The following is a 17,110-nucleotide window of genomic DNA, read 5'->3' as shown; positions in this document are numbered from 1 at the left end:
ACCATATCAATAACAAGTAAAAATAAATAAAAAATTAAGTCTCTCTACAAGCTTCCAATCTAAAATTAACTAATTAATCATCTTCACAATGATGGCTGTATAACTTATTATTTAAGGTATTTATAGCTATAAATATCTAGCTAATAAAAAAGCTCTTCTGTAAAATGTTTAATACTAAGGATTTGTTTAGAAGTGTATGAAAAGACTAGCTAATATATCGGAATTAAATATACATAATTTAGTATATGAACTAGCTGATGAAATAAGAGCTGGTGAAAGCACTCAGTCTCTAGCTGAGATAGCTGCACAAGTTAATGACTATCTTATAAGTACTAACCATACAAATTTTAAGCTGTTAACTACCCAATTATCAAATGTAAAAGCTTTATGTAAAGATAGCGTATTGACAGAACTAGACTATAAAAAATACCAGAAATTTTACAAGATCGCTCAGCTAAAGCAAAATATCGATGATTATATATCTTATTTCTCTACTAACTATAAAGACAACATAAAGCTTACCGTTGCTCTTAATCAAATTAAAAAGTCGTGCTCAACTCAAACTATTTTAGAATTATCATCTGGGTATATCAAGAAAATAGATATACTCATGAATATCCTTAACAATGCTATACAAAGATCTCCTGAATTAGACAAGAGAATATTAAAACAATTTAACAAACTAGAAAATACACTCGCCAAAACAATTGCCTATAATGGTTTACTACAAAAACAAGAGCTTACAATAAATATAAAACCAATAGACTCAGACTTTAAACTTCAAGATTTAAATTTTGTTTCCTCAAAAAACAAACAATCATTTAAAGAAAAATCTCTCAAGCTAAATAACTTACATATAGAGTGCTTAGAAATTCAAAATTATATGTATGGCTTAGAAGGAAAACTAACTTTTCAGCTAGCATACATTAATAATCACAAAGATTTTGATTTCTTACTAATTCCAAATCAACCATTATTAATAGATATCCAAATAAATGACACCTTTAATTTCTTTAAGAAGGAGTCTAAGAAAGATCAGCATAGACGATCCACTCGCTTTGTAGCAATAGCTTTCACACCTAACCAAATTAATATTAAAGAAGATTATCAATATAGTATATATTCATACTCCAAAAATGTTTCCTCAGGTATTAAAGAATTCAGCTTAAATTTTTATGACCCTTTAAAAGCACTCTGGATGAAACATAAACCATCATATGTAGATATCAACAAAAGCTTAGATGATATAATTAAAGATAACTTCTTTTTTGATAGTTTATTAACATTAGATAACAATAAAAGCAATAGTTTAAAATCACGTATGCCTCAGGTGTTTATATCAACTATAAATAGAAGCTTTTATGACTTTTTTATCGAGCAACTACAACTTAATAAGTGTTTCTTAAATTACTTTTGTGACAAAAAAACCGGTAAAGTAACTTACTATGCTGTAGATGAGATTGATGCATCATTACAAAAAAACATTGCCAACTCAGATGAAAACTTAAAAACTAAATTATCACCATATGATATAAGCTGCTTAAAAAAGCAAACACTAGTTTCAAAAAAACCACAATTTTATATAAAAGAGAATAATATTAATCCTGATATAGTTACAAGCTCATCTAGAAAAGAAGAAAAATCCATTTCAGATGCTGGAGTAAAAGCTTTTTCTAAAATATACCAAGACAATATACAATCTATATCATATTATTCGCAGAATGCTGATAATAACAAAGAAGTAGAGTTACCACAACTTGAGCTTGAACTTATATCCAAGAATACTCTACCATTTATTGACAATGATATCTCACTGGCGAAGTTAGAAAATGATGGTAGCTATTTATTAGGTTCAAGTGATACAAATGGTTTTTTTATTGCCAGAAAAACCTTGTCATTTAAAAGGACCAAGTATACTACTAAAGAGCTATATAGAAATGTATCTAATTTTCATTACCAAAGTGATTCAGAATCAGATATCTATGAAAAAATAGCATATAATAAATACCCTAATCTTACTCATAAAAATACCATAAAATATATTATAAAAGACTATAAGCAACTAAATCCAGAATATCCAACTCACATTAAATTCAATAGTTTTTATATTACTGGTAAAATAACAATAGGAGAAAATGTAAATAAAGACTCCAAAAAGGCTTATAAATTCTTTAAAAATTATAAACCAGAAGAAAGTTCTTTTGCAGAATTTCAAGAATCAGGTGAAAAAGGTTCTACTTTAATACTAAATAGTAAAGTAGGGCTTTTATATGCTATCGAAATAGCAAAAGAGATGCTCTACCCTAATTCATCTGAGAAGCCTATTATATACCTTCCATCAAAAATAAATATAAATTCTGCCAACAACCAGTTTATGCCTCTAAGAAATCATGATATTATCATGATTGAGGTACAGTCAATAAGTGAAGGTGAGATTATAGAACTAATTTCAAATTCGGCAATCTCAACTGAGAAAGCACAAAAAGAACTCTTACAAAGGCAACTATTAGGCGCTAAAGAAAATTGTGAAATTGCATACAGTCAAACAAGTGACGGAGAGACCTTCTCATTAACGCAACTAAATAGCGCTAATGAGAACTCTTTTTTAATAAATAATAAGAAAGGAATTTTTCTAAGATACAAATCAAAAGGAAATTAGGATATGAGTTTTATAAAAAATCATCAAATAATAGTAATTTCTATATTAATAATAACACTCATCTTATTAGTTTTCGGTGCTTTTGTTATAAAAAAATGGCGCAATTCACCAAGAACACCAAATAAAAAATCCCTATCTAATATTATAAAACAAGCGAAAACACTAATTAAAAGCCATAAAATAAAAAATAAATTAAGTGAGCTATATATATTCTATGGTGACTATTCTGCAGTGAGAGATTATATAACTAAATTAAAACCTGAAACTAAAGTTATTGATAATGATGATTTGCCATTAATAGCTATTGATAGTAATAATACTTCAATAATATTTGCTAATGATAATACTCTAAACCTAAAAAAAATTAAGAAAAAGCTTCATCTTCATTTCTACAAGTTAAATTTCTGTTTTGATATATCAAACCCGCATTTTTATGAAGATAGTAAAATTAAGGAAACATACAAAGATCTAGCAAAACTGAGACTTAAAACTTTAATAGTCTCATTTTATAGTAACTCTAACGCCGAAAATATTGAAATCTTTAATAAATCAATTGGTAAAAAATCAATATTTAAGCTTACTAAAGATGAGGATGCTAACAAGAAAGTTGATGAAATAATTTTATCTAAAATTCTTCACTCAAAAAATAGTATTAGCAATAAATATTTCAATATTAGAACTCTCAATCAAATTAGAAAATGCTTAAAGGTAATTTATCCTGAGTTTAGTAATATTGATAAAGAGATATTTTTTAACTTTAGCGTAAATAAACCTGATAATATAACAGCAAAAACAGAAGCTATCTTTTTTAGCACTTCTCCAAAAGGAATCGCTATAAATTTCATTTCTTTATTATTTAGCTTAATATTTATAATAAATATTTTCCAACAAATTAATTTAAAACAAAAAATCTCACTTAAAAATCTAAAAGAGCTACCGAATAATAGTAGACATAAAATACTTCAAGAGTTTAAAAATAAAATCAATGATGCATTATTACTAGAAAGCATTTATCCTAACAATATAAAATACCGTTATATTTATAAGCAGTATGCTAGTAACCTTTTAAAGAATGTAATCCTACCAAAATATAGTGAAACTGATGAGTTATCATTGATCACATCATTCCTAATATTTTTTGAGTATATGAATAATGGCTCTGCTACACCTGAAGCAGATAATGTGCTCAAAATAATAAGTAGCCTAACAAATTTATCTGAAAGTCAGTTACAAATAGTATTAAAATACACTAGTTCGAGTGTAAAAGCAGAGACTATGCAACAAGTTCTTAGCAGAGCTAATAAACTATATACTAATAATCTTATCGTAGTAGGAAATGATTCTGAGAGTTATTTAAGTACTCAAGGATTTAACGCTGAATACTTAGGAATATCTGACACACAAAGAGCAAAAACGATAAGTGATATTTATATAAGATATTTATATAAATGTACTATCGATAACACAGTATCTGCTCTAAAAAATAATTATATAATACCTATCGAGGTAAGTAATATTTTCTTAATGTATGAAGAAGAATTTGATACTTCCTCAAAAAAATTATGTAACTCATCGTATATTAATTCAATCACAAAGAATGTTTCATTAATATTTAATCAGGAAGAAACAAATAAAAAGTTTGAAAGTTTCAGCGAGATGTTAGATCATATTGCTTACTTAATAAAATCTCTCGAGAAAAATGCTAAAGATGTCTCTGATGAAAACAAAGAGCAATCTCAATCGATAACAATCTCGCTAATAAATTACGTATTAAACAGCCTTATTAATTCTACTTACAATAACAAAGAATTACCTTTAACAACTCCAGTAGATAAAAAATTTTATATGGAATTTGCTCCTAACTTCTATAGTAAAAAAATCTTTATATCACCTATATATTCGAAAGATTATATAAAAGATAATATAGACCCTATCAATAAGAAGTTTAATAGACTTATTGAAAACCTAAAAAGTAATTACAATATAGAACCTGACTTTATGTTAGCAATTTATAAAAGTTCTATAAACAATTATAACTCTCAATATATTAAAGCTTATACTCAGATGATTGATGAACTTAATAGCGACCCTGAATTTAATAAGAATATAACAAGTAAAAATTCTCTTAATCTTTACCTATTAGCAATGTCATCAAAGGACTCATCTTTCAATAGCTTAATTGATTTTTATGCTGCAAATACTAATCTAGCAATAAATGAAAAAGTAGATAACGAAACAAATCAAATAACTAAGGTTCAACAATTCTATAAAAAGATATCTAATAATGTAATTAAACAAGATAATAAACAGCAGTATGATGTTTCTCTATGGTCACCTATAGATAGCTATTTTAAAGAAAATGATGACTATCTTGAGTCAAAAAGCTACTCAGACTATAAAAATATCTTTAAACAGCTTAATAACCTAATAAGGGAAGAAGGTTATACAAATACTTACAAAGATATAAAACAAGGTTTCAAGCCTCTACAAAAAGTCTATTCTGATTTATCAGCAATAAATGATCCAAATAATAATAATAACTTATATATTCTGCTTAAGAAGCATCTTGATATTGCCGTTGATGCTATCAGAACAATTACAATACAAGATGCAATAACTAATCTTGACAATACTGTCAACCTAGAATATGAGCTAATAAATAACCAATTTCCTTTTAACAAAAATAGCGATAAAGTCGTTTCAAATGAACTAATAACAAAAGATTTTGATAATAACGGTTATATATACTCTAACTTTGTAGAATACCTAAAGCCTTTACTTACTTATAACAATGCGAATGACAAATGGGAAAGCCAGGATTTAACAACTCCAGAACAACAAGATTATCTTATCAAATTTAATAAAGTATATGCTTTAAATAAGCTACTATGGGACGATAAGAGAAACCCTAAATCTATTGAGTTTGATCTGACTCCAATTGCAAATAAAGATAATGACTATATATTCTTTAGCATTATTTTAGATAAAGAAAACTTTGTCAATTCACTAAATATAGAATACTCAGAAAGTATGAAAATCTTATACAACTGGAATTCTATCGAGCCAACAACGTTAACTATAAAATTTGATGATGGAAGTACAGATCAAATAAGTTATCAAGGTAAATGGTCTATTCTAAAAGCAATCAAAGCTGCAGACTGTAACCAAGATAACATTTGCACATGGAAAATAAAACATAAAGGAAAAGTATATCCTGTAAGCTTTAAAGTAGAGTCAAAAATTTTAGAAATACTAGGATGGGAAAAAGAAGGAGACACTAATGTACAATAACTTTTTAAAGACCTTTTTTTTAATAATAGTTATAGTACTAGGACTTACTAGTTGTGCAAGTGATGGTCTATATATCAAAAATAATGTTCCCAAGACAAAAATAGTTCTAGAGTCTCAACCGAACAAAAACATTTTCTACTCTGATACATATCAGTCTGTTACTCAGAGGATTTATAATGATAATGTCAAAGTATTTAATCTCAAAATAGGTAAAAATGAGTTCCCCTTAGATAAAGATAATAAGAACTATGCCGTGTACTTTATATTACCAAATAAAAAGATTGATAATTGGAAATACCTAATAAATTCTGATAGTGTAAACGAGTTTATTATAAATAATGATAATATAGAAAAAAATTAAAGGATATTACTATGTCAAAAGCAGACCATATTTTCAACTTAGAGGAAAAAGGGTTATTTATAGATATTAAAGATGAATCTAAAGGCTGCTCAACGAAACTACAATCCTCTGGTAAGATTACTACTAATGCAACTGAGTCTATAGAATCAAGCGCAGATAAACAAATCATTGAAAATGTTAAGGACTCAAAGATCTCAATAGCTGAGAAAGAAATAATCCTAGGGACAAAAAAATCGAGCATTATGCTAAGTGATGATAAAATCGTTATAAAAATAGGCAGTTCGACAATAGTTCTTGATAATTCTAGTATTTCTATTGAATCTAATACGATTAATCTAAAAAGCTCCGCAAGCACAAATATTCAAGCATCTCAAAATGTCAGTGTAAAAAGCCTGAACACCAGCATTAAAGCTGATGTTAGTTTCAATGCTGAAGGGGTTGATGTTAATATAAAAGGAAGTGCCACTGCAAGTATAAAAGGCTCTGCAACTACTATGGTAGGATAGTCATGAATAATATAGATAAGAGTTTTGAAACTCTAGTTATAAATATTTCTCTATACTATCAGCAAGAATATCAATTCATCATTTCTAAGCTAGATACTTGTCTAAGTATTATAAAAGAATTTATCTACAATCCAATTTCTAGAAGAACTGATATTTATAATCTTACATTTGTTATTGAAGAGATAAAGTATTCAACAAATTATATTCTCTCAGACAAAACAGCATATTTGAGTGAGACAATAACATTAATATTAGAAAATATATCAAATACAAACAACTACGAGGAAATCAAAAGTTATTTAAAGAGTCTAAAATCTCTTATAGAAAAATACAAAGTAACTTTAGGCAAAGATTTTTCTGAGAAAATTGAGGTTATCAAAACCAAGAATCTCTCTGATCTAGTAGCCAAATTATTTAATAAATTAACTGAAAAAGACCTAATCACCCTAGACAAAGATGAACTTGCGCAAATATATACCAGAACTATAAATAGTCCAAAACAAGTTATAATTGATCAATATACAGAATTTTTTAATCGCCTCAAAACATTTTTAGAACGATTATATGCTATAGATAATTTTATACCATTAAAAGAAAATCCTATCTTAAGTCTACTAAAACTAGCATACCTAATCAAAAATGGCTCTTGTAAGAAAAATAGGCTGTGTAATAGCGATATCTTGCTTTTAAAAGCTTTCTACTCATCAAAAAAAGATATAAAAAAATTAGATATAATAAATATCCAGATAGAAAAAGATAGTAATATTGAAACTTTATATAACACGCCCTCTAAAGTTTTCCAATCACTTATAGAATTTGTAGAATTGCAAATCTTTCGTGTATCTAAATTTTTTTCTGACTTCTGTATAAATGATATTTTTTTTCCGCCTCAACATCAACAAATAGATATATCAAATCCTGAATCTCTAGAACAATTAATTAACTGTTTAAAAGATCTACCAAATATTCTTTTTGATGAACATACCCTTTATAAGAAAATAAATACCAAAGATGAACCATATAAAAAATTTTTTATTAATAATAGTGATAAAAGACCTCTAGAAGTAATTATAGAGAACTCTCCTGCAACTTTGTTAACAAAAATAGCTAATAAATACTTTCAAATGTTACTCGAAGTAGCAACAATAATAAATATTCAACTATCAAAAAATGACTTAGAACTACTCTCGCCTTTTTTAGATTTTGAAAAATATTTTAATCAATTAGCTACACAGATATCTAGAAATTCTGAGCTAGATCTGCAGATTTTGAATAAAGAAATTTCAAATATTGTCAAAACAAGCTATTCATTAATAGAAGCTTATAATACACTTAAAACTAAAGAACTTGATATAATTAATAATCAAAATTTCATAAATTCAGTAGATGTAGATAAACTTAACTTTTTTATAAATACACAAGAATTTTTAAATTTTAAACAAATTAAAATTACAACGACTATGAACCATATAGATATTAACATTGACAAAGTATTAACCAAAATAAATAAAAGTATTGCTAATGCCAAATTTCAAAATGCTTCATTAACCGCAAAAGACTTAACTATGCAGCTTTTATGCAAAATATACTACTCATGTCCTAAATTAATAGGAGTATATAATCTCCCGCCAGTTTCACATAACTTGTATTTAGCGATTAAAGAGGTTACAAATAGACCAGCTCTTGATAATATAAAAAATAAGCAAGAAATCTACTGGAGGGTTTAGATGTTAGCTACTATAGATGATTCATTAAAACGCTTAGAGCAAATAAAAGCTAATGATGAAAGTATTAAAAACTCGATAGATGATTTAGTTTCAGAATTGAATAATATAAAAACGCTACTATCCCCTACACAGCTAAATATATCAAGTAACGCATCAAATTTAGTACCTTCAATGGGTGCTCAAATTAAATGCTCTTTTAGCTTAGCTCCAGGTGCTTATCTCAGTACTAGGGTAAAGACGTTGGCAGGCAACCTACCCGCTTCAAATATTACAGACTCTAAACTTGGAACGAATATACTGCCTTTTGCTGGATGTACAAACCCTGCTAACCCTACTATGAACCCATTTAGCTTTCCCTGGGTATGTATTCCAAATCTTTCTCCTTTCATACCTACTAACCCAACAACATTGCTAGAGAATGCTCCTATAACTACAATGAATAGTAAAGCAATGTGTATGTTTGCTCCTGGAGGAATGATTAATTTTATTAGCAGTGGACAAATAAATGCAAAAACATCTTAATAAGGCTTTTTATATGGATGATTTAAAAAAAGAATTAACTATAAATGAAGCCACTATTCTTAAAAGAACTTTTGAGAAAATAGGCAATGATATAAAAAATGATTTTGATAAAAGAATTTCTGATTATAGTAATAGCTTATTATTTAAGTATTATAGCGGTCTTTATTACTTTCTACCCAAGTCATGTTTGCTGGAGGTAAAAGATAAAAGCCACAATGGCTACTATATTCGCCCTAAGGAATATTTTTTCATAGAAGACAAAAGAACTAATAAAACCCTAATATATACAACACGCTCAGAAAATATTATAGTTCCTATTCAAGAAATCACGACTATAAAACAGAGTGATACATCTATAAATATTTCTTTAACTTTTGAAAATAACTTTGAATATGATCACCTTACTATCTGGCTAGATCCAAGATTATGTGAAGAAGATCCTTTCTTTGCTACATATATTTTTAATCAGGTGCTGCAGAACAATGGCTCAGCTAAAGTTGAATTTTCAAACCATACTTATGTGACAAAAGATATATGTATAGAGCCAGTTAACTTACAGTTAAAGCCAACAGAAAAATTAGTGCTTAATCTTCATTCACCTAGCCTTTTGTATGGTTTTAATATAAAAATCAAAGACTTATTTAAATATAAGCATAATAACCTTGAAAAAATTGACTTCTTCTTGAAAGTTAAAACTGAACATTTCAATGAGGAGAAATTATCTGCTTTATTTAAAGTCAATTTAGTGCCTATATTCAATAGTTTTGATGATTACTCTACCGCTACTTTTACTATGATGAACTTATCAGATAGTAAGTTAAAGCATCATCAAAGAGATGATGCGCAGGCAATCGAAGTACTATCAGTCTATGAAAACAATAAATCATGTATTTTTAATAGCTTTCTTTTTACTGGCCAAAATGAATACTACTTTAATCGCAACTTACAATCTTTAAGTTATAATGTATTTTTTCCTAAACTTGGTAATAAAATACTAGAAACAAAAATTCACACCTATACTACTTGGACACAAATAACAGAAATTTCTGACCTTATCGAAATTAACTCAAATGTAATTACATCTATAAACTGCAATATTTCAGCAATAGTCGTCAATAAAGCGATAGATAACTATAATACTAATACTAACGCGATGTTTAATATAGTAGATATGGTTATTTCTAAGAATATATATTCAAAAACAACATTTCTAGCTATAGCAAAGCTTTTAAAGGTTGATAGTAATCATATATCATTATTATCAGAATTATTGCAAAATGTAGAAATAGATTCTATTACAAATGAACTAGTTTTGATTGCAAGTGATAAGTATAATAAAAAGTATAAACATTTTTTAGATTTTTTTGTAAATATTATATGCAAATTTATAAATCAAAACACTTTTAGTTTTATTAAGAAAACGGTTTTGATCAACTCTAGATAAAGGATTATAAAATGGCAGATTTTGTAGAAATAGAAATTATTCTAGATATCATAAAAAATACTAGAGAAATTACTAAAGAGTATAATGTTGACAATGAACAAATAGCTTATTATCGAAATAATATAAGAAAAAGTGTCTTTTTCCTTCAAGAAGAACTTTTAGAAAAATATAGTGAAACTATATGTAAGTATGTAGTTTTTCCGATACTTGCATATGTTGATGAAAAACTAATGTTGCTCAGAGAAGAATCAGGAAGTAGTATTTCTTGGAGCTTACTACAATTAGAGTATTATGATAGAGAAAATGGCGGAGAATATGTATTTGAAATAATAGATAATCTTTTATCTGATAACATCTATCCTCAAATTTGCTACCAAACAATATCTCTTATTCTAAATAATGATTTCTATGGTAAATACTATCAAAACATCTATAATCACAGCTTTCTTACTTATAAGAAAGAAGTCGATAAATATTTAGATAAACTCTCTGAAACAGATTCAATCAATTTTATCGACACTTCAGTTAATAGTAGTCTACCATTGCGAAGATATCGCAAAATCATAAAAATGTTGTTAAGAATTGGTGTTCCAGTAGGTCTATTTATTATGAGTTTATTGATTTTTTTAAGCTGGTAACGAAAGGAGATATTCATGAGTGAGCTGATGTCTGCATTACAAAATATTGAGTTAATAGCATTAGATAGAATAAATCTTATTAGCAATATGCAAATTCAAGCAAAATATGAAAATGCTGAATACAGATTTTTTATTGATAAATTACTAAATAACCTTAATGATACAAAAAGCATCGATATATACAATTTATTTTTAGCCTTAAATTCTGAAATATGTCTTAACTTAGCTGAAATTGAAAAAATTCCAGAAATTATTAGCTCTTATTACTCTTTTTTAAGCACTAAGTTTACAGAAATTAGTCCTACAGATACAAAACAAAAAAGTGAATTAACTGAAAAAGGTATAAATAAATTTTTATTTATGCTTGAAACTAACTTCGCAGAAATAAAAGACTATAATAAACTATCATCTAAAGACATACAATCAATTATAGATTTAGTACAAAACTTAATAAGTTTTTTTGAGGAAAATGATCTAGGTTATGATAACGATACAAAACTACAATTAAATAAAACTCTCAACAAAATCAAAGACTCACTGCTATTAGAAGAGAAAAAACACCAAGAGAGTGATGTTAGTTCTTATAAAGAAACCACAAATGAATCTCCTAGTCAGGATAAACAAACTTACTTACCAGAAAATATTAATAATGTTACTACAGGTTCTACAAAGTGGACAACTCTTATTGAAAAAATAGAAGTTTTAAAATCATTAGTCGATAGCGGAAGAATATTTGAAACATCTGTTGTTTATAACGATATCCAGAATCTACTAGCAAATTTTGATCCTAAAGAGTACTTTCCTGAAGCTTTTTTTCCTCTATACAAAAAAATTGCTCCTTTTATCGGTGATATCCATAAAAACATAGATTACTATTCATCAAGTATCCAATGGAGTATCGCCAACAAGATGTATCAAATTGATTATAATCAATTTTTAGAAAACCTTGAAAAAATGCCTGAAAATAATTTTCTAGATCCTGGATTAACCTTAGCAAAGGAGCATTTTTATGAGACCTCATCCGAGGCTAAAGGTTATGCTAAGGAAAGTAACAAGCTATTAGAAAATGAAGATGCCTACAAACAAAATATAAATCTGACTGCAAAAAATACTAATAGGTCTAAAGATAATAATAACCAACTTAGAAATATAAAGGATGTTGATCTAAGCAACACTGAAACACAAAGCTCAGATTCAGAGGAAGATGATTTAAATAAACTGTTTGATTTCTAGTTATGTATGAAAAAGAAAAAATCCAAAATATAGAAGATATAAATAAGTTTAGTGATAAACTTTCATTGAATAATCTTCTTAAAATTCTTGCAAACTATAATGTTCAAGCAAGAAATATAAGGTTTATTCCTGTTCTAGTCAATAGTGTCTCAATACCTACTATACTTGGTGTCTCAAAAAATCATGATAATATCCAAGTAAAAATAAATGTCTTTAAACTCAAGCCATTTGCTAGTCTCGAGAATATGTACCAAGAGTACCTTCGTAATGATAATAACTTAGCAATAGAAGTACTTGAATATGGTATAAAAACCTTATTATACAGATATATTATCATGACTAAAGAGTTGTATGAGCTAACTCAAAATAACTCTTATATTCAAGCTGCACCGCAATACAGTATAGATAATATAATAAATAAATTATATAAACTATTCTCTGAAGACTATTACACTATTATAAGCTATGAAAAAGAACTTATCAAAATTAGAAGAACCCCTACTTTAGTAGGCAAGAATAATATAGGTAATATATTTTTGGGAGGCTATATCCCTGCTTTGATATACATAATAAAAGTTAATATTATTCTTACTAATAAGTGTGACACTATTGTAAACAAAATTAGGTTACAACTTAAACAGTTTGAAAACAGCATACAAAATAAACTAATCAAAATAGAATTACAAATCACTTCAGAAAATCACATAGAGACTAATAGATATATAGGAGACTTTTATATATAGAAGCGTTTTATGTAAATGCTATAAAAAAGTCGAAGTTTTCACTCCCATCAAAAGCAGTAAATACTGCACTGCTATCTGCTAAAATAAAATCCCATTCAGAGCCTTTTTGAATTTCATATATTGCATCAATACTATCAATACTTGTAGTAAAGTTTATTATCGAATGCTCAACATCTAAAAGCTTAACACCAGACAAAGATAACGTTACAATGTTCTTATTCCTACTTATACTTGTAATTCTTAAAGCATTCTTATTATCAAACTTAATACCAGCTGGTGCCATTGGTCTTTTCTTAACAAAAAGATAATATCTAGTTGCAACAAAAAATTCTTCAGGAAAATTCTCACAAATATACTTCTGCCCGTGCAGCTCAAATCTAATAAAGTTATTAATCTTTCGATGCTCACATAGGCTTAAAACCTTATCAGTTAAAAGATTTAGCTTAATAAAAGGTTTTTGAAAGTCATATATGATATTTTCGACTTTTTCAGTTTTATCTAGATTTAGCTGAATTAAACTGTAAATATCATGAAGAAAATTAAAAATTTGTATAGGAGAATTATTCAACCTATATGATTCTGCAAATTCTAACTCTCTTTCTAACTTATTTATTAAAAAAACCAATAGAATGGCAGCATACGATCTAGAAGTCGAGAAAACAAATCGGTTAAAAGCTTTCAGTTCGGATACTATTCTATTTAGTTTGACAAAAACACCATTCATCAAGTAATGATTCAAAGTTAATAATGGGAAGTCATAATCTTTAGTGACCAACCTACCTCTATCTAATCTAAACAAAGCTATTTGCGTACTATACTTCATACTATAATCATGTTCTACTGAGAGTGATAATTGATTATAAATATATTTATGCCCTTCTTTCTCTACTACTTTCTCCCTAACATTTAAAAATAACGGTATTTCTTCAGCAAAGTCATCAGTGGAAACCTGTAAGGATAGAGGGTAAGTACGATCATAAAAAATCAAATTTTTATCATCTAAATATAGCTTAAGATCTTTTACCAAGATAAGTCCCGAATTTAGACTCTCAATATCAATATCAAAACTGACTATTCCTCTATTAAGATTAGATGGTAAATGGTTTGTGATAGACATCCTTTCTACAAGAGCTAAGCTTGCTTTTTCTAGAACAGCACTATCTAGTCTCAAACCATCTTCCCAATATATTCTTTCTAGAAACATTATAGTACCTCTTTGCTATGAAGCAGCAATATAACCTATTTTAGCTACTCCTTTATCTGTGCTTGCTGCACCGCATACAGGTAAACTTCCTTGAGATGTTGTTAGACCATCAATCGAGATTATGTGATATCTCATACCATCTTTTGAAACACCCATAAGCTCTGTTGGCTCTATATTTATACTAAATGCTTCAGCACCTATTGGATATAACTCTAAATTAGATAAATCTATCATTATACCCCAAGCATCATCAGTTTTATATTCTTGTTTTTTATTAGAATTACCCAACTTGATCGTCATATCAGTTCCGCTTGCTTGTAATATGTTTGAAATTTTTTCCTCAAGAGTAGTTCTAATGCTAGATTTGATCAAAGCACCAAAAACAATACTTATAGTTGGATTTATAGAACCTGGAGTAATAGATAAACGTATTACACTAGCTGCAGCAGTAGCAGAATCAGCCTTTGTAACATCATCTCCACCCTCTATAGCAACAATATTTTTATCAAGGGATTCACCAGCTATAGTTAATGAATCTATAAATAATCTACGTCCTGGGTGAGAGCCTATACATGCTGTAGGATCTGTTCTAACATTAATAGTCTCTCCACTTGTCACCTGTTGTCTTGTTATCATTTCACTCATAGTCATTCTCCTTTTTCCTAATTAAATAGTTCTGGTTCAAGTCTTGTATCTATTGTCATTGTAGTATCCATACCTTCAAACTGAATATGAGGTATTACATTTATCTTACACGAATACCATCCTGGTTTACCTGGTATAGTCTTAACTTCAATAGAAACATTTCTAAATGGATATCTTGCCATTTCTAAAGGTGTAGGCTGATATACTGTAGTTACAAACTCAGATATCCAATCAGAAAGGATAGTCTGAATTTGTTCAGCTCCAACCACACTACCTATCTTGTCTCTAATTACACATTTTATGTAATGAGATATTCTCGATATACACATAGTGTAAGAAAGATTTGCTATTAACATTGAATTTGCTGAATCAAAGTTATCAACGAACTCCTCTACTTTCTTAGTAGAATTGACGCTAAAGAAACAAGCATTACTTGTACCTTTTTCACCAACAAATGGAATCAAGCCAATATTTGCTAATGAGAGCTCCATGTAGTCAGCAAATAAAACATTTAGCGGTGGTTTTGTTTCTAAAACACCCTTGTTATCATAAACACAAGATACTAAATTTCTAACATATCCCCCACTTTCGACACCTCTAATATACTGAAACCACCTAGTCTTATCATAAGATCTCATCATATTTTTGACTAATTGAATAGACGAAGGCCCCCATAAATAACTGTTATTATCTTCATAATTAACAAATTCATTGAAGCCTTCCATGAGTTTATACTGTACAGGATTATTTTCAGGATTATATGGTTGACGTAACATAAAATCACCAACTGTTAGACCAATATATGCAGCAACATCAAGGTTCCTAAAGTCATTCCACTCCTTATACCTTGGATGCTCTAATAAAGCTTCAAAACTTTTTATATGAGTTATCTCAGAAAGATCTTTAACTCCAAAGAATGATTTATCAATTGATCCGATAAAAGGTGCATGTGAATTTTTAGCTACCATACCCATTCCTGTCAACCAAATTATATCATTAGTACTGTTTTCAAAATTATAAAGTCCTAATATAGCACCATATGGTTCACCACCATATTGATCAAACTCTGAAACATATACCTTCTTAAAAAAATCACTACTTGATATATCATATAGATTTCTTTCAAAATCATATTGTAACTCATCTTTCTTAACATCAAGAATGCTTACTTCAACATTATCATAATCTTCTTGACAAACTTCTTGAATTTTTAACCATTCTTGCTCTAGAGTTCTAAATTCATCATTTGATATAATTGCATTAACTTGCAAATCTATTAGTTTATCAATAATTGTAATAACCTTTTGAATATATTTTTGATTATAATTATTTATACCTTGATTATTTGCTAACACTAAAGACAAAGCCATTAGATTCCTAGCATTATAGTCATTAGATAATGATAATACTTTAGAAGTATCCTCAGAAACATCAAAATCTATACTCTTAAGTACGTTTTCTGCTTCTACTGATCCACCAAAATTATTTAAAAGCTCTTCTGTAAGACTCAATTTAATCTCTGACATGTATCCTCCTTACTTATTATTTATTTCTTCTGAGCTATTAGACTCTTGAGAATCAATATTAACAGAGTCACTAGAATCTTTTATAGCATAGTTAGTTAATGCCGGAATTTTCTTTTTCAAAGCTTCTAACTCATTATTATCTGAGAAGATCATATCAATAACTTTTTTTAGATTTCTATTATTCTCAATATCCTTACCAAAAGAAGCTAATATTTCTTTCATTTCTAACAATGCTCTGATCTCTGGAACCTTTTTTGCAACTGCATCAGGTTTAAAATCTTTCATACTTTGTATTCTATAATTAACTTTTAGGTTACTAGGATCTTTAGAAACAAAATTTGGAGCTTCAAAGTCAAAAGATATGTTCATATCTTCAAGTGCTCTATCAACACCATTTTTTACTCTTCTTACTTCTCTATCAACAAATTCTTTCTTTGCATCTACTGATCTTCCTTTTGACAAATCTCCTACGACTAAAACTCTATATGGCAATTCTTTTTTCTTTAGAACATCATCAACCTTAGTCTCATAATTTATCATCAATCTCGAATTTGGAATTTTATTCTTTGACATTCTATCTCCTTTTTTAACACCCTTATAAGCAACATACC

Annotated in this window: 14 protein-coding genes; 10 read left to right on the top strand and 4 right to left on the bottom strand. The window is 28.0% G+C overall.

Annotation, left to right across the window (positions count from 1 at the left end; translation table 11 throughout):
* Nucleotides 1-196: 196 nt before the first annotated feature.
* The 10 genes from CGC45_RS02440 to iglJ are packed head-to-tail and all read left to right on the top strand — an operon-like array spanning nt 197 to nt 13,124.
* Nucleotides 197-2,659, top strand: a complete 2,463-nt coding sequence (locus CGC45_RS02440; RefSeq protein ID WP_114702033.1) for a pathogenicity determinant protein PdpA1 — start codon at nt 197-199, stop codon at nt 2,657-2,659.
* Between the two features lie 3 nt (nt 2,660-2,662).
* Complete coding sequence (locus CGC45_RS02435) at nt 2,663-5,950, top strand: hypothetical protein (protein ID WP_114702032.1); 3,288 nt, start codon at nt 2,663-2,665, stop codon at nt 5,948-5,950.
* Nucleotides 5,940-6,311: a type VI secretion system lipoprotein IglE gene (iglE, locus tag CGC45_RS02430; protein ID WP_114702031.1), complete on the top strand. Its 372-nt coding sequence runs from the start codon at nt 5,940-5,942 to the stop codon at nt 6,309-6,311. The genes CGC45_RS02435 and iglE overlap by 11 nt, the downstream gene beginning before the upstream one ends.
* A gap of 11 nt (nt 6,312-6,322) precedes the next feature.
* The gene (gene tssI / locus CGC45_RS02425; protein ID WP_114702030.1) at nt 6,323-6,817 is read left to right on the top strand and encodes a type VI secretion system tip protein TssI/VgrG; all 495 of its coding nucleotides are present in this window, start codon (nt 6,323-6,325) and stop codon (nt 6,815-6,817) included.
* Between the two features lie 2 nt (nt 6,818-6,819).
* A complete protein-coding gene (locus tag CGC45_RS02420; protein ID WP_114702029.1) occupies nt 6,820-8,544 on the top strand; it encodes a hypothetical protein in 1,725 nt (574 codons plus the stop codon).
* On the top strand, nt 8,545-9,066 hold the full coding sequence (iglG, locus tag CGC45_RS02415) for a type VI secretion system PAAR-like protein IglG (RefSeq protein WP_114702028.1): 522 nt from the start codon (nt 8,545-8,547) through the stop codon (nt 9,064-9,066).
* Between the two features lie 13 nt (nt 9,067-9,079).
* A complete protein-coding gene (iglH, locus tag CGC45_RS02410; protein ID WP_114702140.1) occupies nt 9,080-10,510 on the top strand; it encodes a type VI secretion system baseplate subunit TssF/IglH in 1,431 nt (476 codons plus the stop codon).
* Between the two features lie 11 nt (nt 10,511-10,521).
* The gene (locus CGC45_RS02405; protein WP_114702027.1) at nt 10,522-11,148 is read left to right on the top strand and encodes a DotU family type IV/VI secretion system protein; all 627 of its coding nucleotides are present in this window, start codon (nt 10,522-10,524) and stop codon (nt 11,146-11,148) included.
* A 15-nt stretch (nt 11,149-11,163) separates the two neighbouring features.
* The gene (locus CGC45_RS02400) at nt 11,164-12,381 is read left to right on the top strand and encodes a type VI secretion system protein IglI family protein (RefSeq protein WP_114702026.1); all 1,218 of its coding nucleotides are present in this window, start codon (nt 11,164-11,166) and stop codon (nt 12,379-12,381) included.
* A 2-nt stretch (nt 12,382-12,383) separates the two neighbouring features.
* A complete protein-coding gene (gene iglJ, locus CGC45_RS02395; protein WP_114702025.1) occupies nt 12,384-13,124 on the top strand; it encodes a type VI secretion system baseplate protein IglJ in 741 nt (246 codons plus the stop codon).
* 7 nt (nt 13,125-13,131) lie between these two features.
* Here the strand turns inward: iglJ and tssK are convergent, their stop codons facing one another.
* Genes tssK through tssB form a run of 4 tightly spaced genes read right to left on the bottom strand, consistent with a single transcriptional unit; the run spans nt 13,132 to nt 17,072 of the window.
* Entirely contained in the window at nt 13,132-14,328 is a 1,197-nt protein-coding gene (gene tssK / locus CGC45_RS02390; protein ID WP_114702024.1) for a type VI secretion system baseplate subunit TssK, read from the bottom strand.
* Between the two features lie 15 nt (nt 14,329-14,343).
* Nucleotides 14,344-14,973, bottom strand: a complete 630-nt coding sequence (gene iglC, locus CGC45_RS02385; protein ID WP_162790234.1) for a type VI secretion system tube protein IglC — start codon at nt 14,971-14,973, stop codon at nt 14,344-14,346.
* A 17-nt stretch (nt 14,974-14,990) separates the two neighbouring features.
* Nucleotides 14,991-16,499, bottom strand: coding sequence for a type VI secretion system contractile sheath large subunit (gene tssC / locus CGC45_RS02380; protein ID WP_071628791.1), 1,509 nt, complete (start codon nt 16,497-16,499; stop codon nt 14,991-14,993).
* Nucleotides 16,500-16,508: 9 nt separating this feature from the next.
* Nucleotides 16,509-17,072 carry a type VI secretion system contractile sheath small subunit gene (tssB, locus tag CGC45_RS02375; RefSeq protein WP_114702022.1) on the bottom strand — a complete coding sequence of 188 codons (564 nt, stop codon included), beginning with the start codon at nt 17,070-17,072 and terminating at the stop codon, nt 16,509-16,511.
* Nucleotides 17,073-17,110: the final 38 nt, after the last annotated feature.

Source organism: Francisella opportunistica (assembly GCF_003347135.1).
Lineage (GTDB): Bacteria > Pseudomonadota > Gammaproteobacteria > Francisellales > Francisellaceae > Francisella > Francisella opportunistica.
This window is presented reverse-complemented; position numbering and strand designations above follow the sequence as displayed.